This window comes from Solwaraspora sp. WMMB762 (assembly GCF_049179115.1).
GTDB lineage: Bacteria > Actinomycetota > Actinomycetes > Mycobacteriales > Micromonosporaceae > Micromonospora_E.
The window spans coordinates 7,292,193-7,314,488 of sequence record NZ_JBMHMD010000001.1 but is presented as its reverse complement, the minus strand read 5'-3'; the positions used below and the strand labels follow the sequence as shown (position 1 = coordinate 7,314,488).

Below are 22,296 nucleotides of genomic sequence, written 5' to 3'. Positions count from 1 at the left end.
GGGCAGGCGCGCATCCGAACCGCCGGGTCCAGGCCATGCCCGCTGACCCCTAATGTTTGAAGGAGACAGCTGTGACCACCTCCACCTACCTGTTCGGCGACGCCCCACCCGACACCCGCGACGACAACGCGGTCATGCTCGACGCCCTGGCCGGCATGCTCGACCCGTTCTCCCGCCGACAGCTACGCCGCGTCGGAGTCCGCGCCGACGCCCGATGCCTCGTCGTCGCCGTCGGCGCCAGCTGCATCGCCGCGACCCTCGCCGAAATGGCCCCGCACGGCGACGTCACCGCCACCGACATCGACCTCACCCCCAGCCGCCGACACCCCCGCATCCGGCTGATCCGCCACAACATCGTCACCGACCCGCTGCCCGACGACGGCTACGACCTCATCCACGTCCGGCTCCTCCTCGCGCACCTACCCGCCGACCAGCGCACCGCCGTACTCGATCGGCTCGTCGACGCCCTCACCCCCGGCGGACTACTCATCGTCGAGGAGTTCGAACCCACCTGGCGCAGCTCCGTGCTGTCCGCCCCTGACCCCGACGAAGCCGACCGGCTCTTCGCCACCTACCACCGGGCGTTCGGGGCCGTGCTCACCGGCTCCGGCAACGACCTGACGTGGGGTCGCCGCGCCCACCACGCGATGCGCGCCCTCGGCCTGCATGTCGACACGACCGGCCACACCGGTACGTGGACCGGCGGGCAACCCGGCTGCCTCCTGCCCTACGCCACCGCCGGGGTAATCCGCGACCGGCTCACCGCCGCCGGCATGACCCCCGACGACATCGACGCCTTCCGTCGGCTGCTGCTCCACCCGGACCTGGTGGTCAAAGGCAACCTCGCTCTGTCCCACGTCGGCCGCGCTCCCGCCGGGAGCTGACGTGGCCGCCGAGTACAGCCTCGACACCACCGCCACCGCACCGCCCGCCGATGCGCTGAAGGCGAACCGGTGACTACCCCTGCCGCCGTCGCGGTCGGCATCATCCTGCTCGCCATTGCCATCCTCAACGCCGGTAACAGCGTGGCCTGGGCCTACGCCAAGTACCGGGCCCGCAGGCTCCTCACCGCCGGACTCCTCGTCCTCACCGCCGTCATCATCCTGCACCACCACACCGGCGAACCCGAATGAGCCCTACCCACGCTGCATGCACACAAGCCCCGAAGACGACGCGACCCTCGTCCACGACGGACAGATCGTCCTGCGCCAGCGCGACGGCCACATCGCCATCAACACCGACTGGCCCGGCTGGCACGAAATCCTGACCCTCCACTGGTACCGCGACGGATTCCTTGGACAGAGCCATGCCGACCAGCGCCACCTTCCGCGGCGAAACCCTCAATCGTGAGCAGGTCATCGACCTGCTCACCCGACGCCGCACCAATCCCGTCAGCGTCCGCCTCGGTGAGCATTACCTCGTCGGGGTCGTCAACGTTGCCTACGACCCCGGACACGACGAGATCGTGCTCGAGCTGGACCCCATCGCCCTGTCCGACATCCTCACCATCCTCGCCACCGACCGCGCCCACCTACCCGTACCGAGGACACCCAGCGCATGATCCCCTACCTCCGACTCACCACCGGCCACCGGCGACGCCTCGTCCTCCAGACGCCGATCAGCTCATACCGCCACCCCGACAGCGGGCAGCGAATCGTCGTCGTCGCCACGCACCACTACGCCGAGCCCGCCTACTACCGAGGACTCCTGCACGACATCGACTGTTACCAACAAGACGGATACGTCGTCCATTACGAGAACGCCCAGTACGAGACACCCGGCGGCGAACCCACCCAGGCAGAGCAGGCCGTCCTCGACGACCTCAACGCCCTACGCGACCTCGAAAGCGTCCGGATGGCCCCTCTCGGCTGGGTACGCCAACCCAGCCTGCTCCACCACCCCACCTGGCAGCGAAAAGACCTCACTGACCTTGACGTCATCCGTCAGGCCGGCACCGACGCCATGACCCGCTACCTCACCACCCGACGCGCCCTGTTCGACTGGCCCGACCAGCAGGTCTGGCAACTCAGCCGCGTCTACGCCTTCTTCGCCCTCAGTACCCGCCTGATCGCCTCCTCTGCGGCGAAGAACACCGTTCCCCGACCCCACCACGACCCCCGCATGCGGGCCGTGGCCCAGGTTCTCACCGACACCCGCACCGCCCTCGCCCTCGACGCCGCCGTGACGACCACCGAAGACACCGTCATGATCTGGGGCGCAGCCCACCTCCCCGGCATCCATACCGGGCTCACCGCCGCCGGGCACCACCTCGACGGCGACTCACAATGGCGCACCGTCGGCTACCTTCCCTCGATCGCCGCCTCCGCCCTGCGCTACCTCCTCCGACAACCACCCGCCATGCACCCGCGCTACCACCACGCCACGCCTGCCGCGCCCCTCGGCCCCGCGTCCACCAAGTGAGTCATCCAGGCCCGAGCCCTGACTCAGGCCGCGTCCAGTCCGGGACCCGAGATCAGCCGTGTTCAAGACCAGTAGCCTGCTGTGGGCGGCGCGGGACCATGTCGATCTCCCGCAAGAGTCGACCGCGCCGCCCACTACCCGAGCAGGACAACGGGTCAACGGAAGCTGTCACTCCCGAAAAGCGGTCCCGCTCCCCCTGTGGACCGACTCCAGGTAAGGGCCGGGACAGAAGTAGGGCCCGTTACCGGATGTCCGGCAACGGGCCCTGTGACGTGCTCGTACAGCTGGTGGGCGATACTGGGTTTGAACCAGTGACCTCTTCCGTGTCAAGGAAGCGCGCTCCCACTGCGCCAATCGCCCTCGTTGTGACGAGGTGGAGACGGGATTTGAACCCGTGTACACGGCTTTGCAGGCCGTTGCCTCGCCTCTCGGCCACTCCACCGAGGTTGCCCCCGACGTGCTGTGGTGGCATCTCCGAGCGGACGACGGGACTCGAACCCGCGACCCTCACCTTGGCAAGGTGATGCGCTACCAACTGCGCTACGTCCGCTTGTCTCTGCTGGCCTCCCCGCCCTCGGGCGTTCCTGCCAACGGATGAGAACTTTAGCCCAGCCGTCGCGAGAGTGCCAACTCGGGGGGTGTCCGGGCGCGCCTACGGCACGATACCCGACAAAGTTCTTATATCACCCCGCGAGCCGCCTGGCTCCGTGAAATCGATTCGCCTTACCTGATCCCAGCCTCTTCCTGAGTCAGGAAATTGACTGGTAACTCATCGTATCGATGATAGTGCGTTACCGTGTTCGCCGTGACAAGACGTTCGGCCGAAGTACGCCTTGACTCGCTGCTGCGCACCGCCTGTGAGGTGATCGTGGAGCGTGGCCTGGCCAACACCCGCACCGCAGACGTGGCGGAAGCCGCCGGGGTGAGTCAGGCGCTGGTCTTCTACCATTTCTCCACCAAGGACCGGCTGCTCGCCGAGGCGTTCGCGTACGCCGCCGAGCAGGACCTGGCCCGGCTCGACACGGTCGTCCGGTCGTCCGCCGAGCCGCTGGAGAAACTGAAGAAGATCATTCGGCTGTACGCCCCGACCGGCAAGTCCAAGGCGTGGACGCTATGGATCGACGGTTGGTCGGAGTCGCTGCGTACCCCCGCCTTGAACCGGGTGTGCCGCAACCTCGACCTGCGCTGGAAAGAGGCCCTGATCAAGGTGATCGCCACCGGGTGTGCCGACGGCACCTTCCAGTGCCCGGACCCGAAGGGCGCGGCTTGGCGGATCAACGCGCTGATCGACGGTCTGGCGGTGCAGGCCGCGATGCACGACCGGGTGGTTTCCCGCCGGCAGCTCACCGAGTGGATCCGGTTGGCCGTGGCGCGCGAGATCGGCCGCAAGCCGGAGGAGCTGGCCTGATCGTCGGCCGCGTCGAAACGGTTCAAACCGCCGCTTGACCCGCTGGGCGGGCGACCCGGCCCGCTCGGGCCGGTGGAACGGCAACCGGCGTCCGGTCGACCTGCCACTGTCCGGCGACGACCGGTAGGCGGATAATCGCCCCGGGAGCGGCCTGGACCTACCACCGGTGACCGCGCGCCGCCCGCGGAGAAGGAGGCCTGGGTGCCGGGAGCAGGGATCAGCATCCGGGACGTCGCCTCGCGGGCCGGCGTCTCCGTCGGCACCGTGTCGAACGTGCTCAACCGGCCGGACATCGTCGCGGCCGGCACCCGGTCCCGGGTGCTCGCCGCGATCAACGAACTCGGCTTCGTCCCCAACGACGCGGCCCGGCAACTACGCCGGGGCCGGGGCCGCACGTTGGGCCTGGTGGTGCTGGACGTGGCCAACCCGTTCTTCACCGACGTGGCCCGGGGCGTCGAGGACGCCACCAGCGGTGCCGGCATGCCGGTGATCTTCTGCAACAGCGACGGCGACGCCGGCAAGGAGAGCGCCTACCTGGACCTGCTGGAGGAGCAGCGGGTGCAGGGGGTGCTGATCACCCCGGTCGACGACGCCAGCGACCGGCTGCTGCGGCTACGCGATCGCGGCGTACTGGTGATTCTGCTGGACCGGCGGTCCCGCCGGCCGGACCTCTGCTCGGTCTCGGTCGACGACCGGCTCGGCGGCGAGCTGGCACTGCGCCATCTGATCGACGCCGGACACCGGCGGATCGCGTACGTCGGCGGGCCCGGGCATCTGGAACAGGTCCGGGACCGGTACGCCGGGGCGGTCCGGGCGCTGACCGAGGCCGGACTCGACGAACGACAGCTGCGCCGGTTCGATACGCCGAGCCTGACGGTGGCCGCCGGTAGGGACGCCGCCGCGCGGATGCTCGGCGTGCCCCGCACCTCCCGGGTGACCGCCGTGTTCTGCGCCAACGACCTGCTGGCCCTCGGGGTCCTGCAGGGGCTGACCCGCCAGCAAGTACGGGTACCCGAGGACATCGCGCTGGTCGGCTACGACGACATCGAGTTCGCCGCGGCGGCGGCGGTGCCGCTGTCCTCGGTACGCCAGCCCCGGCAGCGGCTCGGGCAGACCGCAGCGGCTCTGCTGCTGGAGGAGGCGACCAGCCCGGACTCGCACCGCCACCGGCAGGTGGTCTTCGAGCCGGAGCTGGTGGTCCGCGAGTCCAGTCAGGATACTCGCGGCACCCGGTTGGCTGGCTGATCCACGACCTTGACAGCCCGGTTTGGTCGCTCGTATGTTTGGGTCGGCTGTTGAAACGGTTCATCCGGGAGGTGCCGGTGCGGCGGTACTGCTTCGTGCTGCGGGTCCGACCGGATCGACTGGCCGAGTACCGGGCCCGGCACGCGGCCGTCTGGCCGGAGATGCTGCGTGCGCTGCGCGCCGCCGGCTGGCATGACTACGCGCTCTTCCTGCACCCCGACGGCCTGCTGGTCGGCCATGTCCGGGCTGACGATCTGGCCGCCGCACAGGCGGCGATGGCCGGCACCGAGGTCAACGCCCGGTGGCAGGCCGAGATGGCACCGTTCTTCACCGAACTGGACGGCCGGCGCCCCGACGAGGGTTTCGTCCTGCTCGAGGAGATCTTCGACCTCGACGAACAACTCGCCGCGCTCGACGGCCCGCACCCCGGCGATGCCCGGTCGCTGCGGCTGGGCCGGCCGCCGCAGCCAGCCCAGCCGCAGCCAGCCCAGCCGCCGCCGGATCAGCCGCCGCGATCGGCCGGCGACCCGACTTCGCACCAGAAACGAGTGATATGACCCGCCGGATCAAGGACGCGCTTCGGGAACAGCGAATCGAGGTGCCGTCCTGGGCGTACGGCAACTCGGGCACCCGGTTCAAGGTGTTCGGCCAGCCCGGGGTCCCCCGTACCCCCGAGGAGAAGATCGCCGACGCGGCCCAGGTGCACGCGGTCACCGGCATCGCCCCCACGGTCTCACTGCACATCCCGTGGGACCGGGTCGACGACTACGCCCAGCTCGCCCGGCACGCCGCCGACCTGGGGGTACGGATCGGCACCATCAACGCCAACGTCTTCTCCGACGACGACTACCGCCTCGGCAGCGTCACCAATCCCGACCCCCGGATCCGGCGCAAGGCCGTCGCTCACCTGCTCGACTGTGTCGACGTGATGGACGCCACCGGGTCGACCGACCTGAAGCTGTGGTTCGCCGACGGCACCAACTACCCCGGCCAGGACAGCATTCGTGTCCGGCAGGACCGGCTCGCCGAGGCGCTCGACGTCACCTACGCCCGGCTCGGCGAGCATCAGCGGCTGCTGCTGGAGTACAAGCTGTTCGAGCCGGCCTTCTACACCACCGACGTGCCGGACTGGGGCACCGCGTACGCGCACTGCCTACGACTCGGCGAGCGGGCCCAGGTGGTGATCGACACCGGCCACCACGCCCCGGGCACCAACATCGAGTTCATCGTGGCGTTCCTGCTGCGGGCCGGGCGGCTCGGCGCCTTCGACTTCAACTCCCGGTTCTACGCCGACGACGACCTGATGGTCGGCGCCGCCGACCCGTTCCAGCTCTTCCGGATCATGTTCGAGATCGTCTCGGCGGACGCGCTGCGCCCGGCCAGCGGCATCAACTTCATGCTCGACCAGTGCCACAACATCGAGCCGAAGATTCCCGGCCAGATCCGGTCCGTCCTCAACGTCCAGGAGGCCACCGCCAAGGCGCTGCTGGTCGACCCGGCGGCGCTGGCCGCCGCGCAGTCCACCGGGGACGTGCTGGGTGCCAACGCCGTGCTGATGGACGCCTATCACACCGACGTACGGCCGTTGCTCCGCGAGCTGCGCGCCGAGCAGGGCCTGGACCCGGATCCGATGGCCGCCTACGCCCGCAGCGGGTACGCCGAACGGATCGTCGCCGAACGGGCCGACGGCCAGCCGGCCGGTTGGGGGGCCTGACATGGCCGGACAGCCACAGAGCGCCGGACAGCCACAGACCGACCGACAGCCACAAACCGACGGACACCCGCAGCCCGCCGGGCATCCCGAGGTCGCCGCGCTGCTGGCCCGGGGCCACCGGCTGGGCGCTGACCGGCGGACCACGAACTACGGTGGCGGCAACATCTCCGCCAAGGCCACCGCCGACGACCCGGTCACCGGCGACCCGGTCGAGCTGATGTGGGTCAAGGGTTCCGGCGGCGACATCGGCACGTTGACCGACGCCGGGCTGGCGGTGCTGCGGGTCGACCGGCTGCACGAGCTGGCTGGACGCTACCTGGGCCGGCGACACGGCAAGCCGGTCGGGCCGCGACGTGAGGACGAGATGGTGCCGGCGCTCGACTACTGCCTGCACGGTCGAGGCGGCGCGGCCCCGTCGATCGACACCGCGATGCACGGCCTGATCGACGCCGCCCACGTCGACCACCTGCACCCGGAGGCCGGGCTGGCCTTCGCCACGGCGGCCGACGGGCCCGAGCTGACCCGGCGCTGCTTCGGCGACCGGGTGCGGTGGGTGCCGTGGCGGCGGCCCGGCTTCCAGTTGGGCGTCGACATCGCCGCACTGGCCCGGGACAATCCGCAGGCGATCGGCGTGATCCTCGGCGGGCACGGGATCACCGCGTGGGGGGCGACCAGCGACGAGTGCGAAGCCCGGTCAATGGAGATCATTCTCGGCATCGACCGGTTCCTGGCCGAACACGGCCGGCCGGAGCCGTTCGGGCCGGTCCGGGACGGGTACGCGGCGCTCGCCGCCGACCAGCGGGCCGCCCGCGCCGCCGCGCTCGCCCCACTGATCCGTGGCCTGGTCAGCACCGACGGCCGGCAGGTCGGCCAGTTCAGCGACGACCCGGCGGTGCTGGACTTCCTGTCCCGTACGGCGCTCCCCCGGCTGGCCGAGCTCGGCACCTCCTGCCCGGACCACTTCCTACGGACCCGGGTCCGGCCCCTGCTGCTGGACCTGCCGGCGGACACCCCGCTGGCCGAGGTCCGCGACCGGCTCGGTGAGCTGCACCAGCGGTACCGGGACGCGTACCGGGCCTACTACCAGCGGCACGCCGGACCGGACTCGCCGCCGATGCGCGGCGCCGATCCGACGATCGTGCTGGTGCCGGGGGTCGGCATGTTCAGCTACGGGCGGGACGCCGCGACGGCCCGGATCGCCGGCGAGTACTACCGCAACGCGATCGAGGCGATGCGCGGCGCCGAGGCGGTGTCGACGTACACGCCGATCGACGAGGCGGAAAAGTTCCGCATCGAATACTGGGCGTTGGAAGAGGCGAAGCTGCGCCGGCTGCCGGCGCCCCGGCCGTTGGCTGGACGGGTCGCGCTGGTCACCGGCGGCGGGTCGGGCATCGGCGCGGCCACCGCCCGCCGGTTGGCCGGCGAGGGCGCCAGCGTGGTCGTCGCCGACCGTGACGGCGCGGCCGCCGCCGAGGTGGCCGGCGGGATCGGCGGGCCGGACCGGGCGGTCGCGGTCACCGTGGACGTCACCGACGCCGATGCGGTCGAGGCGGCACTGGCCCGTGCCGCGCTGCTCTTCGGTGGGGTCGACCTGGTCGTCAACAACGCCGGGTTGTCGCTGTCCCGGCCGCTGCTGGAAACCACCGACGACGACTGGGACCGGCAGCACCGGGTGATGGCACGCGGGTCGTTCCTGGTGTCCCGGGCCGCCGCCCGGATCATGGTCGACCAGGGTCTCGGCGGCGACATCATCTACGTGGTCAGCAAGAACTCGGTGTTCGCCGGGCCGGAGAACGTCGCGTACGGCGCGGCAAAGGCGGATCAGGCGCACCAGGTGCGGCTGCTCGCCGCCGAGCTGGGCGCACACGGTATCCGGGTGAACGGCGTCAACCCGGACGGCGTGGTCCGCGGCTCGGGGATCTTCGCCGCCGGCTGGGGTGCCCAGCGGGCCGCCGTGTACGGCGTACCCGAGGCGGAGCTGGGCGCGTTCTACGCCCGCCGCACGCTGTTGAAGCGTGAGGTGCTGCCGGAGCACGTGGCCAACGCCGTCTTCGTGCTGGCCACCGACGACCTCTCCCACACCACCGGCACCCACCTGCCGGTCGACGCCGGCGTACCCGCGGCTTTCCTCCGGTGACCACCGACCGGGCGGCGGTGGCCGCCGTCGATCTCGGCGCGGCCAGCGGCCGGGTGATGCTCGGCGAGGTCGACCCGGACGGTGTCACGCTGACCGAGGTGCACCGGTTCGACAACAACGCGGTGCAGGTGGCCGGCACCCTGTACTGGGACGTGCTGCGGCTGTACTCGCAGACCCTGAACGGCTTACGGGCGACGGTGGCCCGCCGGGCCGATCTGACCAGCATCGGCGTCGATTCGTGGGCGGTCGACTACGGACTGTTGGACAGCGGGGGTGATCTGCTCGCCAACCCGGTGCACTACCGCGACCGGCGCACCGACGGGGTCGCCGACCGGGTGGTCGCCCGGCTCGGCGCCGACCGGCTCTACCGGACCACCGGCGTGCAGCAACTGCCGTTCAACACGCTGTTCCAGCTGGTCGCGGCCGCCGACACGCCGACGCTGGCGGCCGCCGACCGGCTGCTGATGATCCCCGACCTGCTCGCCTACTGGCTGACCGGGCAGGTCGGCACCGAGGTCACCAACGCCTCCACCACCCAGCTGCTCGACGTGCACACCCGCCGCTGGGCGACAGACGTGATCGTCGACGCCGGCATCCCGCAGCGGCTCTTCGGCCCGCTGCGCCGGCCGGGTGAGCCGGCCGGCGAACTGCGTCGTCAGGTACGGTCCGCGATCGGCGCCGACCGGCCGGTGCCGGTGACCACGGTCGGCTCGCACGACACCGCGTCGGCGGTGGTCGCCGTACCGGCGGTGGACGGATCGTTTGCGTTCATCTCGTGCGGCACCTGGTCGCTGGTCGGGCTCGAACTGGCCGCACCGGTGCTGTCGACGGCCAGCCGGGCGGCGAACTTCAGCAACGAGGCCGGCGTCGACGGCACCGTACGGTATCTGCGTAACGTGATGGGTCTCTGGCTGCTGCAGGAATGCCTACGGCACTGGCGGGAGCGGGGCCGGCCGGTGGAGCTGGCGGCGGTACTCACGCAGGCCGTCCGCCAGCCGCCGCTCGCCGCAGTGGTCAACCCGGACGACCCGGCGTTCCTGCCACCCGGTGACATGCCGGCCCGGCTGGCCCGGGCGTGCGCGGACACCGGTCAGCCGGTGCCGGACTCGCCCGCCGCCGTGGTCCGCTGCGTCGTCGACAGCCTCGCCCTCGCCCACCGGTCGGCGGTACGTCAGGCGGCCGAACTCGCCGACCACGAGGTGACCGTGGTGCATCTGGTCGGCGGCGGAGCCCGCAACGAACTGCTCTGCCAGCTCACCGCGGACGCATGCGGGCTGCCGGTGGTCGCCGGTCCGGTCGAGGCGACCGCGCTCGGCAACGTCGTGGTGCAGGCCCGAGCCGCCGGCACCGTCCGGGGCGGGCTCGCCGAGCTACGGGCGTTGATTCGACGCGGTCGCCGGTTACGGACGTATCTGCCCACGGCGGCCGGCGCCGAAGCCTGGTCGGCGGCGGCCGCCCGGGTCGGCCTGCCGGCCTGAGCCGAAGCGACCGGTCCGGCCGGCCCGACTCGACGGGCTCCAGCCGCCGAACGGGGGTGCCCCGGCACCCACACCGGCACCGGCGACGGCCGGCACCGCGTCGTCGGGGTCGGCGAGGCCGCGCATCAGCCGGGCCCGGACCCGCAGCAGCAGACCGAAACCGACGAAGACCATCGCGCCACCGGCGACGAACCAGGCGACCGGGATACCGGAGGCGTCGCCGGCCGGGATCGCGTCCACCAGCTGCGGGCCACCACCACCGGCCCCGGCCGGTGCGTCGCCGTCCGGCACCGCGGCCCCGGGCTGGCTGTCCACCGGCTCCTCGGCCGGCTCGGACGGCTCGGGATCCGAGCCACCGGGCTCGCCGACCACCGGCAGGGTCGCCGCAGTGTCGGCCAGCAACTGCGTGTTCTCGTCGTACGCCTCGACGGTGAAGGTCACCTTGCCCTCAGCGTCGTCGGCGAAGCTGAACTGGTACTGCGCGGTGACCGTACGGTCGGCGCAGAGGATGCCGGGATCGAGCTGCACGTCGGTCAGCCGGGCGTCGTCACCGTCGGTCTGCACGTCGACCGCGAACGCCGCGCCCTGCTCTACCCGGGCCGCCCGGATCTCGTCGAGGCCGACACCGTCCGAGCGCAGCACCAACGACCAGCGGACCTTCTCGCACTCACCGCCGAGGTTCCGGCTGACCACCACGGTCATCCCGACCGGCCCGGCACCGGCGACCGCCTCGTCCGGCAACTCGGTGACCTGCGCCCGGTAGCCGCCCTGGGCGAACGCCGGTGTCGCCGCGGTCAGCACCAGTCCGGCCACTGCGGCCAGCCCGACCCCGACCCGGGCCGCGATTCGCCCCACCCAGCTCACCACCTTCTCCGGGTTGCCACCCGGCATCCGTCCCAGCGTTGCCGTGTCGATCGTCCGTATCCGGTGTCCACCGGTACGGCCGTCGCCGTGTCCACTGGCCACGGTACGGCCGTACCGGTGGACCGGACAGGGTCCGTTCTTCTCACCCAGTGCGAACTGAAACGGGTTAATTCACCACCTGTGGTGAACCGGTAACCGCTGGCCGCGACCGACGCTCGCCGGACCGGCCGGGCACAATCCGGATGGTGACCACTGATCTGTCCAGCGCCGAGCTGTCGACCTTCGTCCGTGCCCACGCCCGGCTCGCCCCGGTGACCCACGTGCCGGAGCTGCGGCTCTACCAGGCGGCCGAGCCGATCGGCCTGTGGGAGCTGACCGAGGGCGAGTTCCGCAGCGAACAACCACCGCCGTTCTGGGCGTTCCCCTGGGCCGGCGGTCAGGCGTTGGCCCGGTTCCTGCTGGACCATCCGCAGACCGTCGCCGGCCTGCGGGTGCTGGATCTGGCCAGCGGCTCCGGGTTGGTCGCCATCGCGGCGGCCAGGGCAGCGGCGGCGACGGTACGCGCGGTCGACGTGGACCCGGTGGCCGGCGCCGCCGCCGGGCTCAACGCCGCCGCCAACCGGGTACGGCTGGACGTCACCGTCGCCGACCTGCTCGACGGCGATCACGGCGACGCGCAGGTGGTGCTGGCCGGTGACGTGTTCTACAGCGAGGCGATGGCCGCGCGGATGCTGCGTTTCCTGCTGGGCGCCGCCGCCGACGGGGCCCGGGTGCTGGTCGGTGACCCGGACCGGGCGTACCTGCCCCGGGAGCGGTTCACCGAGCTGGCCGACTACCAGGTGCCGGTACCGCCGGCGTTGGAGAGCGTCCGGGTCCGGCGTACCCGGGTCTGGCAGCTGCGCCCGCCGGTCCGCCGCCCGGCGCGGGCGCTAGCGTGACCGGGTGCTGTTCCGCAACTGGGAGACGGTCGACGACCAGTGGCCGCCGGTGGTCCGGGTCGCCGACCACACCGGTGCCCCGCACCTGCTGGTGACCCGACACGCCCTGGTCCGTCAGGTGCTCGCCGATCCGGCGACCTTCCGGCCGGACAACGCCCTGGACGCGGTCACCCCGGTGCCGGTCACCGCGCTGCGGGTGCTGGCCTCGTACGGTTTCCGGCTGCCGCCGACGCTGGCGAACAACGGCACCGCGAGCCATCCGGCTATCCGGGCGGTGGTCGCCGAGGCGCTGCACCCGACCCGGGTCGCCGCCCAACGGGACTGGCTGGCCGGGCTGGTCCGCGAGCGGGTGGCCGGGCTGGCCGCCACGCTGGCCGCCGGCGGCCGGGTCGACCTGTACGCCGGGCTGGCCGCCGACCTGCCGCTGCTGGTGCTGGCCCGGCTGGTGCAGTTGCCGCCGGCCGCGACCGACACGGTGAAGCGGTTCGCCCGCGCCGCGCTGGAGCTGTTCTGGGCTCCGGTCGACACCAACCGACAGCACGAGCTGGCCCACACGGTGGGCCGGTTCCACACCGTGCTGCGCGACTTCGCGGCGACCGGCGGCGGGCTGGCGAAGTCGCTGCGCGACGCCGGGCAGCCGGCCGACTCGGTGGTCGGGGCGCTGTTCTTCCTGCTGGTCGCCGGGCAGGAGACCACTTCGCAGTTTTTGACGCTGCTGCTGCACCGGCTGGCCGGTGAGCCGGCGGTGCTCGCCGGGCTCGCCGACGGCTCGGTCGACGTCGACGACGTGGTCGAGGAGGGGCTGCGCCTGGTGCCGCCGATCGTCACCTGGCGGCGGCGGGCGGCGCTCGACACGACGGTGGCCGGCGTGCCGGTGCCCGCCGGGTCGAGCATCGTGCTCTGGCTGGCCGCGGCCGGCCGGGATCCGGCCGTGGTGGCGCGGACCGACCAGTTCGTCCCCGGTCAGCCGGGTTCCCGCCGGCATCTGGCCTTCGGCGCGGGGGCGCACCGCTGTGTGGGGGCGCAGCTGGCCAGGATGGAGACGGCGGTGGTGGTCGAGCAGGCGGTGCCGCTGCTCACCGGCGCCGAGGTGGTCCGGGCGCCGTGGTCACCGGACAACCTGTCGTTCCGGATGCCGGACGCGCTGGTGATCCGGCGGCCGCCGCCGGACACCCGGCCACCGCCGGACACGCTGCCACCGCCGGACACGCTGCCGCCGCCGGACACCCGGCCGCCGCCGGACACCACCCCGGCGGGCTGACGCTGACCCGCGCGAGGCGGGGTGATCAACTGGTCTCGTCCGCCCACGCCCGCCAGTCGTCCAGTACGCCGTACAGCGCCGGGGTCAGCCAGCCGGGTGCGGAGCGGCGGAACACCCCCGGTTCGAGGGCGCCGGCGCCATCGGGCACCGCGCCGACCATGGTCGGGACCAGTTCGCTCAGGTTCGCCCAGTGCACCAGTTCGGGCTCGGCCGGCCAGGCGCCGAGCACCACGCCGGCGGGGACCGCCCGGCGGTCCAGCGCCTCCAGGGTCAACGCGGTGTGGTTGAGGGTGCCCAGCCCGGCCCGGGACACCACCACCGCCGGCGCGCCGAGCGACACCGCCAGGTCGGCGATGGTCCACGGCTCGCCGGACGGTCGCAGCCCCATCGGCACCAGCAGCCCGCCGGCCCCTTCGACCAGCACCAGATCGTGCTTGTCGGCCTCCTCGCGTACCGCGTCGACGGCCGCGTACAGCTCCAGCGGCTCGGCTGCGGCGACCCGGGCGGCGGCCAGCGGGGCCAGCGGCTCGGGATAGCTGGCGATGGTGCGTACGGTGGCCGGGTCGGCCAGCCGGGTCACGACGTCGGCGTCCGACGGCTCGCCGGTCGCCGTGCCGGTCTGGCCTGGTTTGACCATCGCCACCCGCAGGCCGGCGGCCTGGGCGGCGGCGGCGATCGCCGCGGTCACCACGGTCTTGCCGACGCCGGTGTCGGTGCCGGTGACGACCACCGCACCGTGCCAGCCGGTCACGGCGCACACTCCACGATCACGTCGAGCGCCCGGTCGAAGTCGGCCCGGGGGATCCCGACGTTGACGGTGATCCGCAGCCGGGCCCGCTGGTCCGGGGTGGACGGTGGTCGGAAGCAGCCGACCGCGACCCCCCGGTCGCGGCAGTCCCGCGCCCAGGCGAGCGCGGTCTCCGGCCCGGGCGCGCCGATCGACACCACCCCACCGGCCGGCGGCCCGCCGACGTCCAGACCGGCACCGGTGAACCGGCCCACGGCGGCGGCGACCCGGTCGGTCAGTTCGACCCGCAGCCGCGCCCCGTCGCGGGCCAGCGTCAGCGCGGCGTGTACCCCGGCGGCGACCGCCGGGGCGAGCGCGGTGTCGAAGATGAAGGTACGCCCGGTGTCGACCAGGTGCCGGATCAGCGGCTGCGGCCCGGCCAGCACTCCCCCGGCACCGCCGAGCGCCTTGGACAAGGTGGCGGTGACCACCACGTCGGGTTGGCCGGCGAGCCCGGCTGCGGCGACGCCGCCGGCACCGGCCGGCCCGATGACACCGAGCGCGTGCGCGTCGTCGACCAGCAGCAGCGCACCGTGCCGGCGGACGACCGCGTGCAGCGCGGCCAGCGGCGCCAAATCGCCGTCGACGGAGAAGACCGACTCGGTGATGACCACCGCGGGCCGCCCGGGGTGGTCGGCCAGCACCGCGTCCACGGCGCCCGGGTCGGCGTGCGCGACGACCTCGGTCTGCGCGCCGGCGAGCCGGCCGCCGTCGATCAGCGAGGCGTGGTTGTGCGCGTCGCAGACCAGCAGGGTACGGGGCCGGACCAGCGCCCGTACCGCGCCGAGGTTGGCCAGGTAGCCGGAGGAGAAGACCAGCGCCCGGTCGGCGCCGAGCCAGTCGGCCAGGTCGGTCTCCAGCGCGGCGTGCGCGTCGGTGGAGCCACGGACCAGCCGCGAGCCGGTGGCGCCGAGGCCGTACCGGTGCAGGGCGTCTGCCGCCGCCGCGACCACCTCGGCGTGGGTGGCCAGCCCGAGGTAGTCGTTGCCGGCCAGGTCGGTCAGCGGGTCGTCGGCGGTACGGGGGCGCAGCTCGCGGGCCAGCCCGGCCTTGGCCCGCAGCTCGGCCCGCCGCCGCAGGCCGTCCAACCAGTCCGCCACGGGTCCCCCTCGTCGTTCGCGCCGCCTTGTAGGGTACGACCATGTCCGACATCCTCGACCTAGCCCGCGCCCAAGTCCTGGAGCGTGGCGTCGGCCTGGACGAGGCCGGGGTCCTCGCCGTGCTGCGGCTGCCCGACGAGCAGGTCCCGGCCGCGCTGCAACTCGCCCACGAGGTGCGGATGCGCTGGTGCGGGCCGGAGGTCGAGGTGGAGGGGATCGTCTCGCTCAAGACCGGCGGCTGCCCGGAGGACTGCCACTTCTGCTCCCAGTCCGGCCTGTTCGCCTCGCCGGTACGGGCGGTGTGGCTGGACATCCCGTCGCTGGTCGAGGCGGCGAAGCAGACGGCGGCGACCGGGGCCACCGAGTTCTGCATCGTTGCGGCGGTGCGCGGGCCGGACGCCCGGCTGATGCGGCAGATGCGCGACGGTGTCGCCGCGATCCGGGCCGAGGTGGACATCCAGGTCGCGGCGTCGCTCGGGATGCTGACCCAGGAGCAGGTCGACGAACTGGTCGACATGGGGGTGCACCGGTACAACCACAACCTGGAGACGTGCCGCTCCTACTTTCCGAACGTGGTGACGACGCACAGCTTCGAGGAGCGGTGGGAGACGCTGCGGATGGTGCGCGATTCCGGCATGGAGGTGTGCTGCGGCGGCATTCTCGGGCTGGGTGAGACGATCGAGCAGCGGGCCGAGTTCGCCGCGCAGTTGGCCGCGCTGGACCCGCACGAGGTGCCGCTGAACTTCCTCAACCCACGGCCCGGCACGCCGCTGGGTGACCGTCCGGTGGTCGAGGCCCGGGACGCGTTGCGCGCCATCGCCGGCTTCCGGCTGGCTATGCCACGAACAATTCTGCGGTACGCCGGCGGCCGAGAGATCACTCTCGGTGATCTGGGCACCCGGGACGGGCTGCTCGGCGGCATCAACGCGGTGATCGTCGGCAACTATCTGACCACCCTGGGCCGCCCGGCGACGGAGGACCTGGCGCTGCTGGACGACCTGAAGATGCCGGTCAAGGCGCTGTCGGCGACGATCTGAGCGGCCGGGCGTGCAGGCGATCTGGTGCGACCGGTGCGGTGCCGGAACCAGCACCGGCAACCACGACGGCTGCGCCGCGGCGCGGGCCTGGGAGCCGCCCCGCTTCTGTACCAGGTGCCGACGGCGGATGAAGGTGCAGGTGCTACCGGCCGGTTGGTCGGCGCGGTGCGTCGAGCACGGCGAGGTCCGGCCGAGCTGACCCGCCCGGCGGTGCTGGTCTGCGGCAACCGGGCCGGTCATCGACACCGACGCGGCGGCTCGTCGCCGACCGCACGGGACGCTGGCGTCGCCACGGCGCAGAGCCGGGCCGCGACCCGGTCCGGGTCGAGGTCCCACACCTGGGCCGAGGTGTCGGTCGAACCGCTGAGCAGCAGACCGTCGGGGGTGAACGCGATCGCGTTGACGTTGTCGACGTGCCCGACGAGCACCGCTGTCAGCTCCCCGCTGTCGACCTGCCACACCCGGACCAGGTCGTCGCTGACGGCGGTGGTGACCAGCCGCCCGCCGTCCGGACTGAAGGCCACCGCGGACAGCCTGGTAGTGGGCGTGTCCACTGTGTCTATCAGGTCCAGTCCGGCGACGGTGCGCAGCTCGACCTGACCGTTGCTGCGGGCCACCGCGACCAGGTGTCCGTCCGGGCTGACCGCGAGGTCGGTCAGTTGAAGGTCCGCGATGACCGCCCGGTCCCTGCCGGACAGGTCGGCGGTGTGCCAGGATCTCAGCTCGGCCCGCACCACCGTCTCGTCGCCGCTCACCACGCCGTGGTTGGCGGTCGCCAACAGCGTGGTCCCGTCGGCGCCGAAGCCCAGTGCGCTCACCGCGCCACCGGTCGGCAGGAAGGTCGGTTCGGCGTCCCGGTCGAGCCGCCAGACCAGCACCCCGCCGTCCTCGCCGGCCGGGTCGAGCACGGCGACGGCGAGCAGCTGTCCGTCCGGCGAGTACGCCGGATGTCTGGTCGTCCAGCCGTCCCGCCCGGCGGCGGTGTCGTGCCCGACCGGTTCACCGGCGACGGTGTAGCGCAGCACGCCGCTGCCGGTGGTGCTGACCGCGAACGTGCCGTCACCGGCGACCGCGACCCCGGTGACGGTGTCCAACGCGCGGACGGTGGCCCGCACGGCGCGGGTGCCCAGGTCCCAGATCCGCACCACGTCGTCGCCGGCAGCGGTGACGACCCGGTCCGCCGCCGGGTCGACCGCGACGAACTGGACCGACTGCGGATGCCGCAGCAGCACCCCGGTGCGCCGGAACAGCACGGTCGGGGCGTCCGGTCCGGTGACGGCGACGGTCCGGCCGTCGGCGGCCACCGCCACGTCGGCGACGACCCGGCCGCCGTAGCCGGTGTAGGCCGAGGAGACCACCCCGGTGGTCAACGCCCAACTGTCGATCCGACCGGTACGCCACCCGCCGGTGGTCAGCAGCGAACCGTCCGGGGTGACGGCGAGCGGCACCGCGGCGCGAAACGGCCCGGCCGGCAGGGCGGTGCGCTCGCCGGACGACACCGACCAGCTGTTCAAAGCCCCGTCGGGCCCGCTGGTCACCAGCACGTCGTCCGGGCCGAAGGCCACCTGTTGGGCGGCGGGCAGGCTGCGGATCAGGGTCTGGTCGGTCAACTGCCAGACCTGGACGTCACCGTCGGTGGGGTTGGCGACGGCCAGCAGCGTACCGTCGGCGTTGACGGTCAGGTCGTAGCCGAGCATCCCGGTCGGCAGCGACCACTGCAGCTCGCCAGTGGTCGCCGACCAGCCGCCGACCTGCAACTCGGGCGACAGGTCGGTGCCGAGTCGACCGGCAACGACCGTGGCGCCGGTGGGCAGCCAGCCGAGCGCGCCGACCGCCGGCAGGGTGTACCGCAACTGACCGGTCGACACGTCCCAGATCCGGACACCGTCTCGGCTGAACGAGCCGGAGGCGAGGAACCGGCCGTCCGGTGAGAAGGCCAGTGCCACCACACCGACGTCGGTGGCGTGCCGCAGCTCGAGGTCGCGCTGGCGCAGGGTGGCGACGTCCCAGAGCCGGACCACACCGTCCTGGTGTCCCACCGCCACCGCCGTACCGTCCGGGCTGACCGCGGTGGACAGCCCGCCAGGCGCGGTGCCCAGCGGCCCGATCGTCCCCGCCGCCTGCGCGGACAGCAGCGCACCGTACGCCTCGACGGTGGGTGCCTGGTCCCAGGCGTCCAGCGCCCTGCCGACGGCGAGCAGGTCGTCGTCGGCGGCTGCGGCGATCTGCGACTCGGCGGCCAGCTGTCGGGAAGTCGCCTGCCGGCGTTGGTCCTCGGCGGCGGCCTGTCGGTTCACCGCGACCAGCCCGCCAGCGACGGCGAGCAGCAGTGCCGCCGCGAGACCCACGGTCAGCCGGTGCAGCCGCCGTACGCCGCGCAGCCGGGCCAGTTCGGCGGCCTCGGCGGCTGCCACGCTCGCGGACAGGAAGTCGACCTCCGTCGCGGACAGGTCGTTGCGGTCCACCTGGTCGCGCACCAGCGCCAGCCGGGTGCCGCGCAACAGCAGGTCGGGATCGCGGCCGGCGGTCTGCCAGTCCTCGGCGGCGACGGTCAGCCGCTGCCGCCGGATCAGTTCGTCCCGTGCCTCGGCGAGCCAACTGTCCAGGCGCGGCCAGTTGGTCAGCAGCGCCTCGTGGCTGATCTCGACGGTGTCGGCGGCGACGGTGACCAGCCGGGCCCGGACCAGCCGGGCAAGCAGGTCGGCGTCGAACAGCCGGCTGGCACCGCGACGGCGGGCCACCGCCCCGGTGTCGGTGACGGTGACCAGGCGCAGCATCGCGGTCCGCAGCGCGGCGCGGCCGGCGGGATCCAGGTCGAGGTGGATCCGCTCGGCCGACTCGGCAACGGCGCGGCGGATCCCGCCGGTGGCCCGGTAGCCGGCCACGGTCAGCCGCCGCCCGTCGCGCCGCTGCCAGGTCGCCCGCAGGGCGTGACCGAGCAGCGGCAGCGCCCCCGGGTCGTAGCCGGCGGGTGCCGTCGCGTTCAGGTCGGTGAGCAGCAACTCGACCAGCCCGGGTTCGATCTCCAGACCGGCCCGCGCCGCCGGCTCGGTCACCGCGCGACGCAGTTGATCGGCGTCCATCCGACCGAGGACCAGATGCCCGGCGGCCAGCGCATGCGCCAGCGGCGGCAGTTCGGCGCAGTCGGCGTAGAAGTCGGCGCGAACCGCGATCACCACGACGGCCGGCGCGGCGGCGGCCAGCGCGGTCACGAAGGCCAGCCGGTGGGCCGGATCGGCGCACTCGGTGAACAGCTCCTCGAACTGGTCCACCACGATCACCAGCCGACCGTCGACGGGCGCGGTCCGGGCGGCGAGCGCACCGAACAGCTCCGGGGCCGCGTGCACCCGCGCCGCCGGCAGGTCCGCGGCGTCCGCTCCGGCGGCGACGAGCGTACGGTCGACGAGCTCGTCCAGCGGCCGGACGCCCGGGGTCATCAGCAGCCACGGCCACCGGTCCGCCGGGCCGAGGGCACCGGCGGCGATCGTCGGCAGCACCCCGGCGCGCAGTACCGACGACTTGCCGACCCCGGACACCCCGGTGACGATCAGCGGTGGACCGCCCATAGCCTGCTCGGCGAGGCGGCTGAGCACCTGCGCGATCTGCTCCTGCCGGCCGTGGAACCAGGGAGCGTCCTCCGGCTCGAAGGCGGCCAGCCCGGGGAACGGGCACACCGGGTCGTCGGCTGCGTCCGGCCCGGGGTCTGGCCGGTCCGGTGCGACCTGCGGTTCGGCGGCCGCCTGCACCCGGCTGCTCAGCTGGGTGATGGTGAGCAGTTGCCGGCGTACCCGGTCCATCTCGACGCGCTGCTCATGGCTACGTTTCGCCAGTTCGCGGCGGACCTCGCCGAGCACGCGGTGGACGTCGGTCAGCATCCACCGCAGCGCGCCGACGTCGTGGCCGAGGGCCTGGAACATGGCGGCGAGGTCGTCGCGCAGCTGTGCGTCGGTCTCGGCCGCGGCGGCCAGCGCCACCTCGACCGCGTCGATGCCCCGCAGCAACTCACCGAGTTCGGCGCGGATCGCCTGGGACTGTTCCCCTTCGTCAGCGAGTCGGGCCAGGAGTTCCTCGGCCAACGCCTCGCGCCACTGTGCCTCGGTGGCCCGCCGGCCGCGCATCCGGTCGGCGGTGTCGACCAGCGCCTCGGACAGGTAGCCGCCGCCGATCTGGCCGAGTTGTTCGACGGCTGCTGCGAGCAGCCCGCCGGAGCCGATCCCGGTGGCGATCGGCGCCAGCGCCGAGGCGGTGAGGAAGGCGAGGATGCCGTACGGGGTGGCGTCGCTCAGTCGTGCCCCGGAACGCCGTGCGGCGGCCCGGACCCAGTCACGTACCCCGCGTCGGGCCCGTGCCGTGGCGTCGCCGGCCCGTCCGGCATCGCCCGAGCCGGCACCGTCGGAGCCGGCGGCATCGCCCGCAGCGGCGCCGTCCTGATCGGCCATGCCCGTCCTCCTCGCCCATTCGTCGTTACACAGTGAACAGCAGCCGTGCCCGCAGGCGGCGAAGACGCGCCGCAGCGCGGCGGCCGCCGACCATCGCCTGCCGCGCCATGCACCCGGACGGCACCATAACGTCAACTAGATATCCATGATGATGGGTATCTAGACGGCTACTCCTAGCAAGAGAGTAGGGAGTGAAGCTCGGCCCACCCGACGTCGACGCGGGTGGGGCGGGCCAGACCTGTCGAAGGGGACGTCCTGTGACCATTTCCGCAACCCGGAAAACTCTCACCGCCGGGCTGACCGCGCTGCTGGCGCTGGTCAGTTGGCCGGCAGCGGCCCAGGCCGCCGGACCACTCGGCGAGATCCGCCGGGCCGGTGGCACCACCGCCATCCCGGACAGCTACATCGTGGTGCTGGACGACGAGGCGGCCACCGCGCCGACGACCCGGCGGCTCGCCGACCGGTACGGCGCCACCGTGCAGCACGTGTTCGACACCGCCATCGACGGCTTCACCGCCCGGATGAGCGCCACCGCCGCCCGCAGGCTGGCCGCCCACCCGGCCGTCGCCTACGTCGAGCAGGACCACACCGTCACGCCGTTGACCGCCGGCGTCCAGCTGAATCCGCCGTCCTGGGGGCTGGACCGGATCGACCAGCGCAACCTGCCGCTGGACAACCGCTACGCCTACCCCACCACCGCGCCCAACGTGCACGCCTACGTCATCGACACCGGAATTCACCGGACCCACAGCGACTTCTCCGGCCGGGTCAGCACCGGCTTCGACGTGATCGACGGTGGCCCAGCCGACGACTGCAACGGCCACGGCACCCACGTCGCGGGAACGATCGGCGGCAGGGCGTACGGCGTCGCGAAGGCGGTCCAGCTGGTGCCGGTACGGGTGCTCAGCTGCAGCGGCTCGGGATCGATCTCCGGGGTGATCGCCGGAATCGACTGGGTGACCGCCAACGCGGTCAAGCCTGCCGTCGCCAACATGTCGATCGGCGGCGGTGCCAGCAGCACGCTGGACGCCGCGGTCGTCAACTCGATCCGATCCGGCGTCACCTACGCGGTGGCCGCCGGCGGCTCCAACACCAGTGCCTGCAACACCTCACCGGCCCGGGTGCCGGAGGCGTTGACCGTCGCCGGCACGACGATCACCGACGCCAGGATGAGTTCGGCGAGCTACGGCCCCTGCCTGGACCTGTTCGCGCCCGGGATGAGCATCACCTCGACCTGGCACACCGACAACTCCGCGATCCGGGTGCTCAGCGGCAGCTCGATGGCGACCGCCCACGTCACCGGCTGCGCGGCACTGGTCGCCGCCAGAAACCCGTCGTGGAGTGCCGCGCAGGTCGGCGGCTACCTGATCCGCAACGCCACCCCCGGTGTCGTCACCAACCCCGGGGCGGGCAGCCCGAACCGGCTCGTCTACTGCGCCGGCTGACCGCCGGATCGACCCGCGAGGA

At 72.8% G+C, this 22,296-nt stretch carries 19 protein-coding genes, 3 tRNA genes and 1 pseudogene; 16 read left to right on the top strand and 7 right to left on the bottom strand.

Going from position 1 to position 22,296, the window contains the following annotated elements; all coding sequences use genetic code 11:
- The first annotated feature begins 71 nt into the window (after positions 1 to 71).
- The 5 genes from ACN27J_RS32985 to ACN27J_RS32965 all read left to right on the top strand — a co-directional run bounded on the left by ACN27J_RS32985 (position 72) and on the right by ACN27J_RS32965 (position 2,421).
- Positions 72 to 884: a class I SAM-dependent methyltransferase gene (locus tag ACN27J_RS32985; protein WP_421372056.1), complete on the top strand. Its 813-nt coding sequence runs from the start codon at positions 72 to 74 to the stop codon at positions 882 to 884.
- Positions 885 to 953: 69 nt separating this feature from the next.
- Positions 954 to 1,133 (top strand): hypothetical protein, encoded by a 180-nt coding sequence (locus tag ACN27J_RS32980; RefSeq protein WP_416555659.1) that lies wholly within the window; start codon positions 954 to 956, stop codon positions 1,131 to 1,133.
- A 16-nt stretch (positions 1,134 to 1,149) separates the two neighbouring features.
- Complete coding sequence (locus ACN27J_RS32975; protein WP_421372055.1) at positions 1,150 to 1,350, top strand: hypothetical protein; 201 nt, start codon at positions 1,150 to 1,152, stop codon at positions 1,348 to 1,350.
- Complete coding sequence (locus tag ACN27J_RS32970; protein ID WP_416555663.1) at positions 1,307 to 1,561, top strand: hypothetical protein; 255 nt, start codon at positions 1,307 to 1,309, stop codon at positions 1,559 to 1,561. Before ACN27J_RS32975 ends, ACN27J_RS32970 begins: the two co-directional genes overlap by 44 nt.
- Positions 1,558 to 2,421, top strand: coding sequence for a hypothetical protein (locus tag ACN27J_RS32965; protein ID WP_421372054.1), 864 nt, complete (start codon positions 1,558 to 1,560; stop codon positions 2,419 to 2,421). Before ACN27J_RS32970 ends, ACN27J_RS32965 begins: the two co-directional genes overlap by 4 nt.
- Positions 2,422 to 2,706: 285 nt before the next feature.
- Here the strand turns inward: ACN27J_RS32965 and ACN27J_RS32960 are convergent.
- The 3 genes from ACN27J_RS32960 to ACN27J_RS32950 form a co-directional block, all read right to left on the bottom strand.
- Positions 2,707 to 2,781 (bottom strand) — tRNA-Val (locus tag ACN27J_RS32960).
- 11 nt (positions 2,782 to 2,792) lie between these two features.
- Positions 2,793 to 2,863, bottom strand: a tRNA-Cys gene (locus ACN27J_RS32955).
- A 35-nt stretch (positions 2,864 to 2,898) separates the two neighbouring features.
- A tRNA-Gly gene (locus tag ACN27J_RS32950) sits at positions 2,899 to 2,971 on the bottom strand.
- 255 nt (positions 2,972 to 3,226) lie between these two features.
- Here ACN27J_RS32950 and ACN27J_RS32945 point away from each other — a divergent pair.
- From ACN27J_RS32945 to ACN27J_RS32920, 6 genes are all read left to right on the top strand, one after another.
- Positions 3,227 to 3,829 (top strand): TetR/AcrR family transcriptional regulator, encoded by a 603-nt coding sequence (locus ACN27J_RS32945; RefSeq protein WP_278168229.1) that lies wholly within the window; start codon positions 3,227 to 3,229, stop codon positions 3,827 to 3,829.
- Positions 3,830 to 4,030: 201 nt separating this feature from the next.
- A complete protein-coding gene (locus ACN27J_RS32940) occupies positions 4,031 to 5,074 on the top strand; it encodes a LacI family DNA-binding transcriptional regulator (RefSeq protein ID WP_421372053.1) in 1,044 nt (347 codons plus the stop codon).
- A 50-nt stretch (positions 5,075 to 5,124) separates the two neighbouring features.
- Positions 5,125 to 5,631, top strand: a complete 507-nt coding sequence (locus ACN27J_RS32935) for an L-rhamnose mutarotase (protein ID WP_421372052.1) — start codon at positions 5,125 to 5,127, stop codon at positions 5,629 to 5,631.
- A complete protein-coding gene (gene rhaI, locus ACN27J_RS32930; RefSeq protein WP_278168226.1) occupies positions 5,628 to 6,788 on the top strand; it encodes an L-rhamnose isomerase in 1,161 nt (386 codons plus the stop codon). The genes ACN27J_RS32935 and rhaI overlap by 4 nt, the downstream gene beginning before the upstream one ends.
- Position 6,789: 1 nt before the next feature.
- Positions 6,790 to 8,925 (top strand): bifunctional aldolase/short-chain dehydrogenase, encoded by a 2,136-nt coding sequence (locus ACN27J_RS32925; RefSeq protein WP_421372050.1) that lies wholly within the window; start codon positions 6,790 to 6,792, stop codon positions 8,923 to 8,925.
- Positions 8,922 to 10,403 carry a rhamnulokinase gene (locus ACN27J_RS32920; protein ID WP_421372049.1) on the top strand — a complete coding sequence of 494 codons (1,482 nt, stop codon included), beginning with the start codon at positions 8,922 to 8,924 and terminating at the stop codon, positions 10,401 to 10,403. Before ACN27J_RS32925 ends, ACN27J_RS32920 begins: the two co-directional genes overlap by 4 nt.
- Here the strand turns inward: ACN27J_RS32920 and ACN27J_RS32915 are convergent.
- Positions 10,326 to 11,294, bottom strand: coding sequence for a hypothetical protein (locus ACN27J_RS32915; protein WP_421372047.1), 969 nt, complete (start codon positions 11,292 to 11,294; stop codon positions 10,326 to 10,328). The genes ACN27J_RS32920 and ACN27J_RS32915 overlap by 78 nt on opposite strands.
- A 218-nt stretch (positions 11,295 to 11,512) precedes the next feature.
- Here ACN27J_RS32915 and ACN27J_RS32910 point away from each other — a divergent pair, with 218 nt between their 5' ends.
- Together ACN27J_RS32910 and ACN27J_RS32905 are read left to right on the top strand one after the other, a co-directional pair.
- Entirely contained in the window at positions 11,513 to 12,205 is a 693-nt protein-coding gene (locus ACN27J_RS32910; RefSeq protein ID WP_421372046.1) for a class I SAM-dependent methyltransferase, read from the top strand.
- A gap of 4 nt (positions 12,206 to 12,209) precedes the next feature.
- A pseudogene (locus ACN27J_RS32905) lies at positions 12,210 to 13,364 on the top strand (cytochrome P450); the annotation flags it as partial.
- A gap of 127 nt (positions 13,365 to 13,491) precedes the next feature.
- On the opposite strand, the gene bioD reads toward ACN27J_RS32905, so the two are convergent.
- Positions 13,492 to 14,196 carry a dethiobiotin synthase gene (bioD, locus tag ACN27J_RS32900; protein ID WP_421372678.1) on the bottom strand — a complete coding sequence of 235 codons (705 nt, stop codon included), beginning with the start codon at positions 14,194 to 14,196 and terminating at the stop codon, positions 13,492 to 13,494.
- A gap of 17 nt (positions 14,197 to 14,213) precedes the next feature.
- The gene (locus ACN27J_RS32895; protein ID WP_421372044.1) at positions 14,214 to 15,353 is read right to left on the bottom strand and encodes an 8-amino-7-oxononanoate synthase; all 1,140 of its coding nucleotides are present in this window, start codon (positions 15,351 to 15,353) and stop codon (positions 14,214 to 14,216) included.
- 41 nt (positions 15,354 to 15,394) lie between these two features.
- On the opposite strand from ACN27J_RS32895, the gene bioB reads away from it, so the two are divergent.
- Positions 15,395 to 16,390, top strand: a complete 996-nt coding sequence (gene bioB / locus ACN27J_RS32890; RefSeq protein WP_281554119.1) for a biotin synthase BioB — start codon at positions 15,395 to 15,397, stop codon at positions 16,388 to 16,390.
- Positions 16,391 to 16,400: 10 nt separating this feature from the next.
- Positions 16,401 to 16,589, top strand: a complete 189-nt coding sequence (locus ACN27J_RS32885; protein WP_421372043.1) for a hypothetical protein — start codon at positions 16,401 to 16,403, stop codon at positions 16,587 to 16,589.
- Between the two features lie 37 nt (positions 16,590 to 16,626).
- On the opposite strand, the gene ACN27J_RS32880 is transcribed toward ACN27J_RS32885, so the two are convergent.
- The gene (locus ACN27J_RS32880; protein WP_421372042.1) at positions 16,627 to 20,829 is read right to left on the bottom strand and encodes an AAA family ATPase; all 4,203 of its coding nucleotides are present in this window, start codon (positions 20,827 to 20,829) and stop codon (positions 16,627 to 16,629) included.
- Between the two features lie 257 nt (positions 20,830 to 21,086).
- On the opposite strand from ACN27J_RS32880, the gene ACN27J_RS32875 reads away from it, so the two are divergent.
- A complete protein-coding gene (locus ACN27J_RS32875) occupies positions 21,087 to 22,274 on the top strand; it encodes a S8 family peptidase (RefSeq protein WP_421372041.1) in 1,188 nt (395 codons plus the stop codon).
- Positions 22,275 to 22,296: the final 22 nt, after the last annotated feature.

Bases quoted from the DNA above. Each gene is read 5' to 3' on its own strand.
- ACN27J_RS32975 (WP_421372055.1), top strand. From the start codon at position 1,150: ATGCACACAAGCCCCGAAGACGACGCGACCCTCGTCCACGACGGACAG.
- ACN27J_RS32970 (WP_416555663.1), top strand. From the start codon at position 1,307: ATGCCGACCAGCGCCACCTTCCGCGGCGAAACCCTCAATCGTGAGCAG.
- ACN27J_RS32965 (WP_421372054.1), top strand. From the start codon at position 1,558: ATGATCCCCTACCTCCGACTCACCACCGGCCACCGGCGACGCCTCGTC.
- rhaI (WP_278168226.1), top strand. From the start codon at position 5,628: ATGACCCGCCGGATCAAGGACGCGCTTCGGGAACAGCGAATCGAGGTG.
- ACN27J_RS32925 (WP_421372050.1), top strand. From the start codon at position 6,790: ATGGCCGGACAGCCACAGAGCGCCGGACAGCCACAGACCGACCGACAG.
- ACN27J_RS32915 (WP_421372047.1), bottom strand. From the start codon at position 11,294: ATGCCGGGTGGCAACCCGGAGAAGGTGGTGAGCTGGGTGGGGCGAATC.
- bioB (WP_281554119.1), top strand. From the start codon at position 15,395: ATGTCCGACATCCTCGACCTAGCCCGCGCCCAAGTCCTGGAGCGTGGC.
- ACN27J_RS32880 (WP_421372042.1), bottom strand. From the start codon at position 20,829: ATGGCCGATCAGGACGGCGCCGCTGCGGGCGATGCCGCCGGCTCCGAC.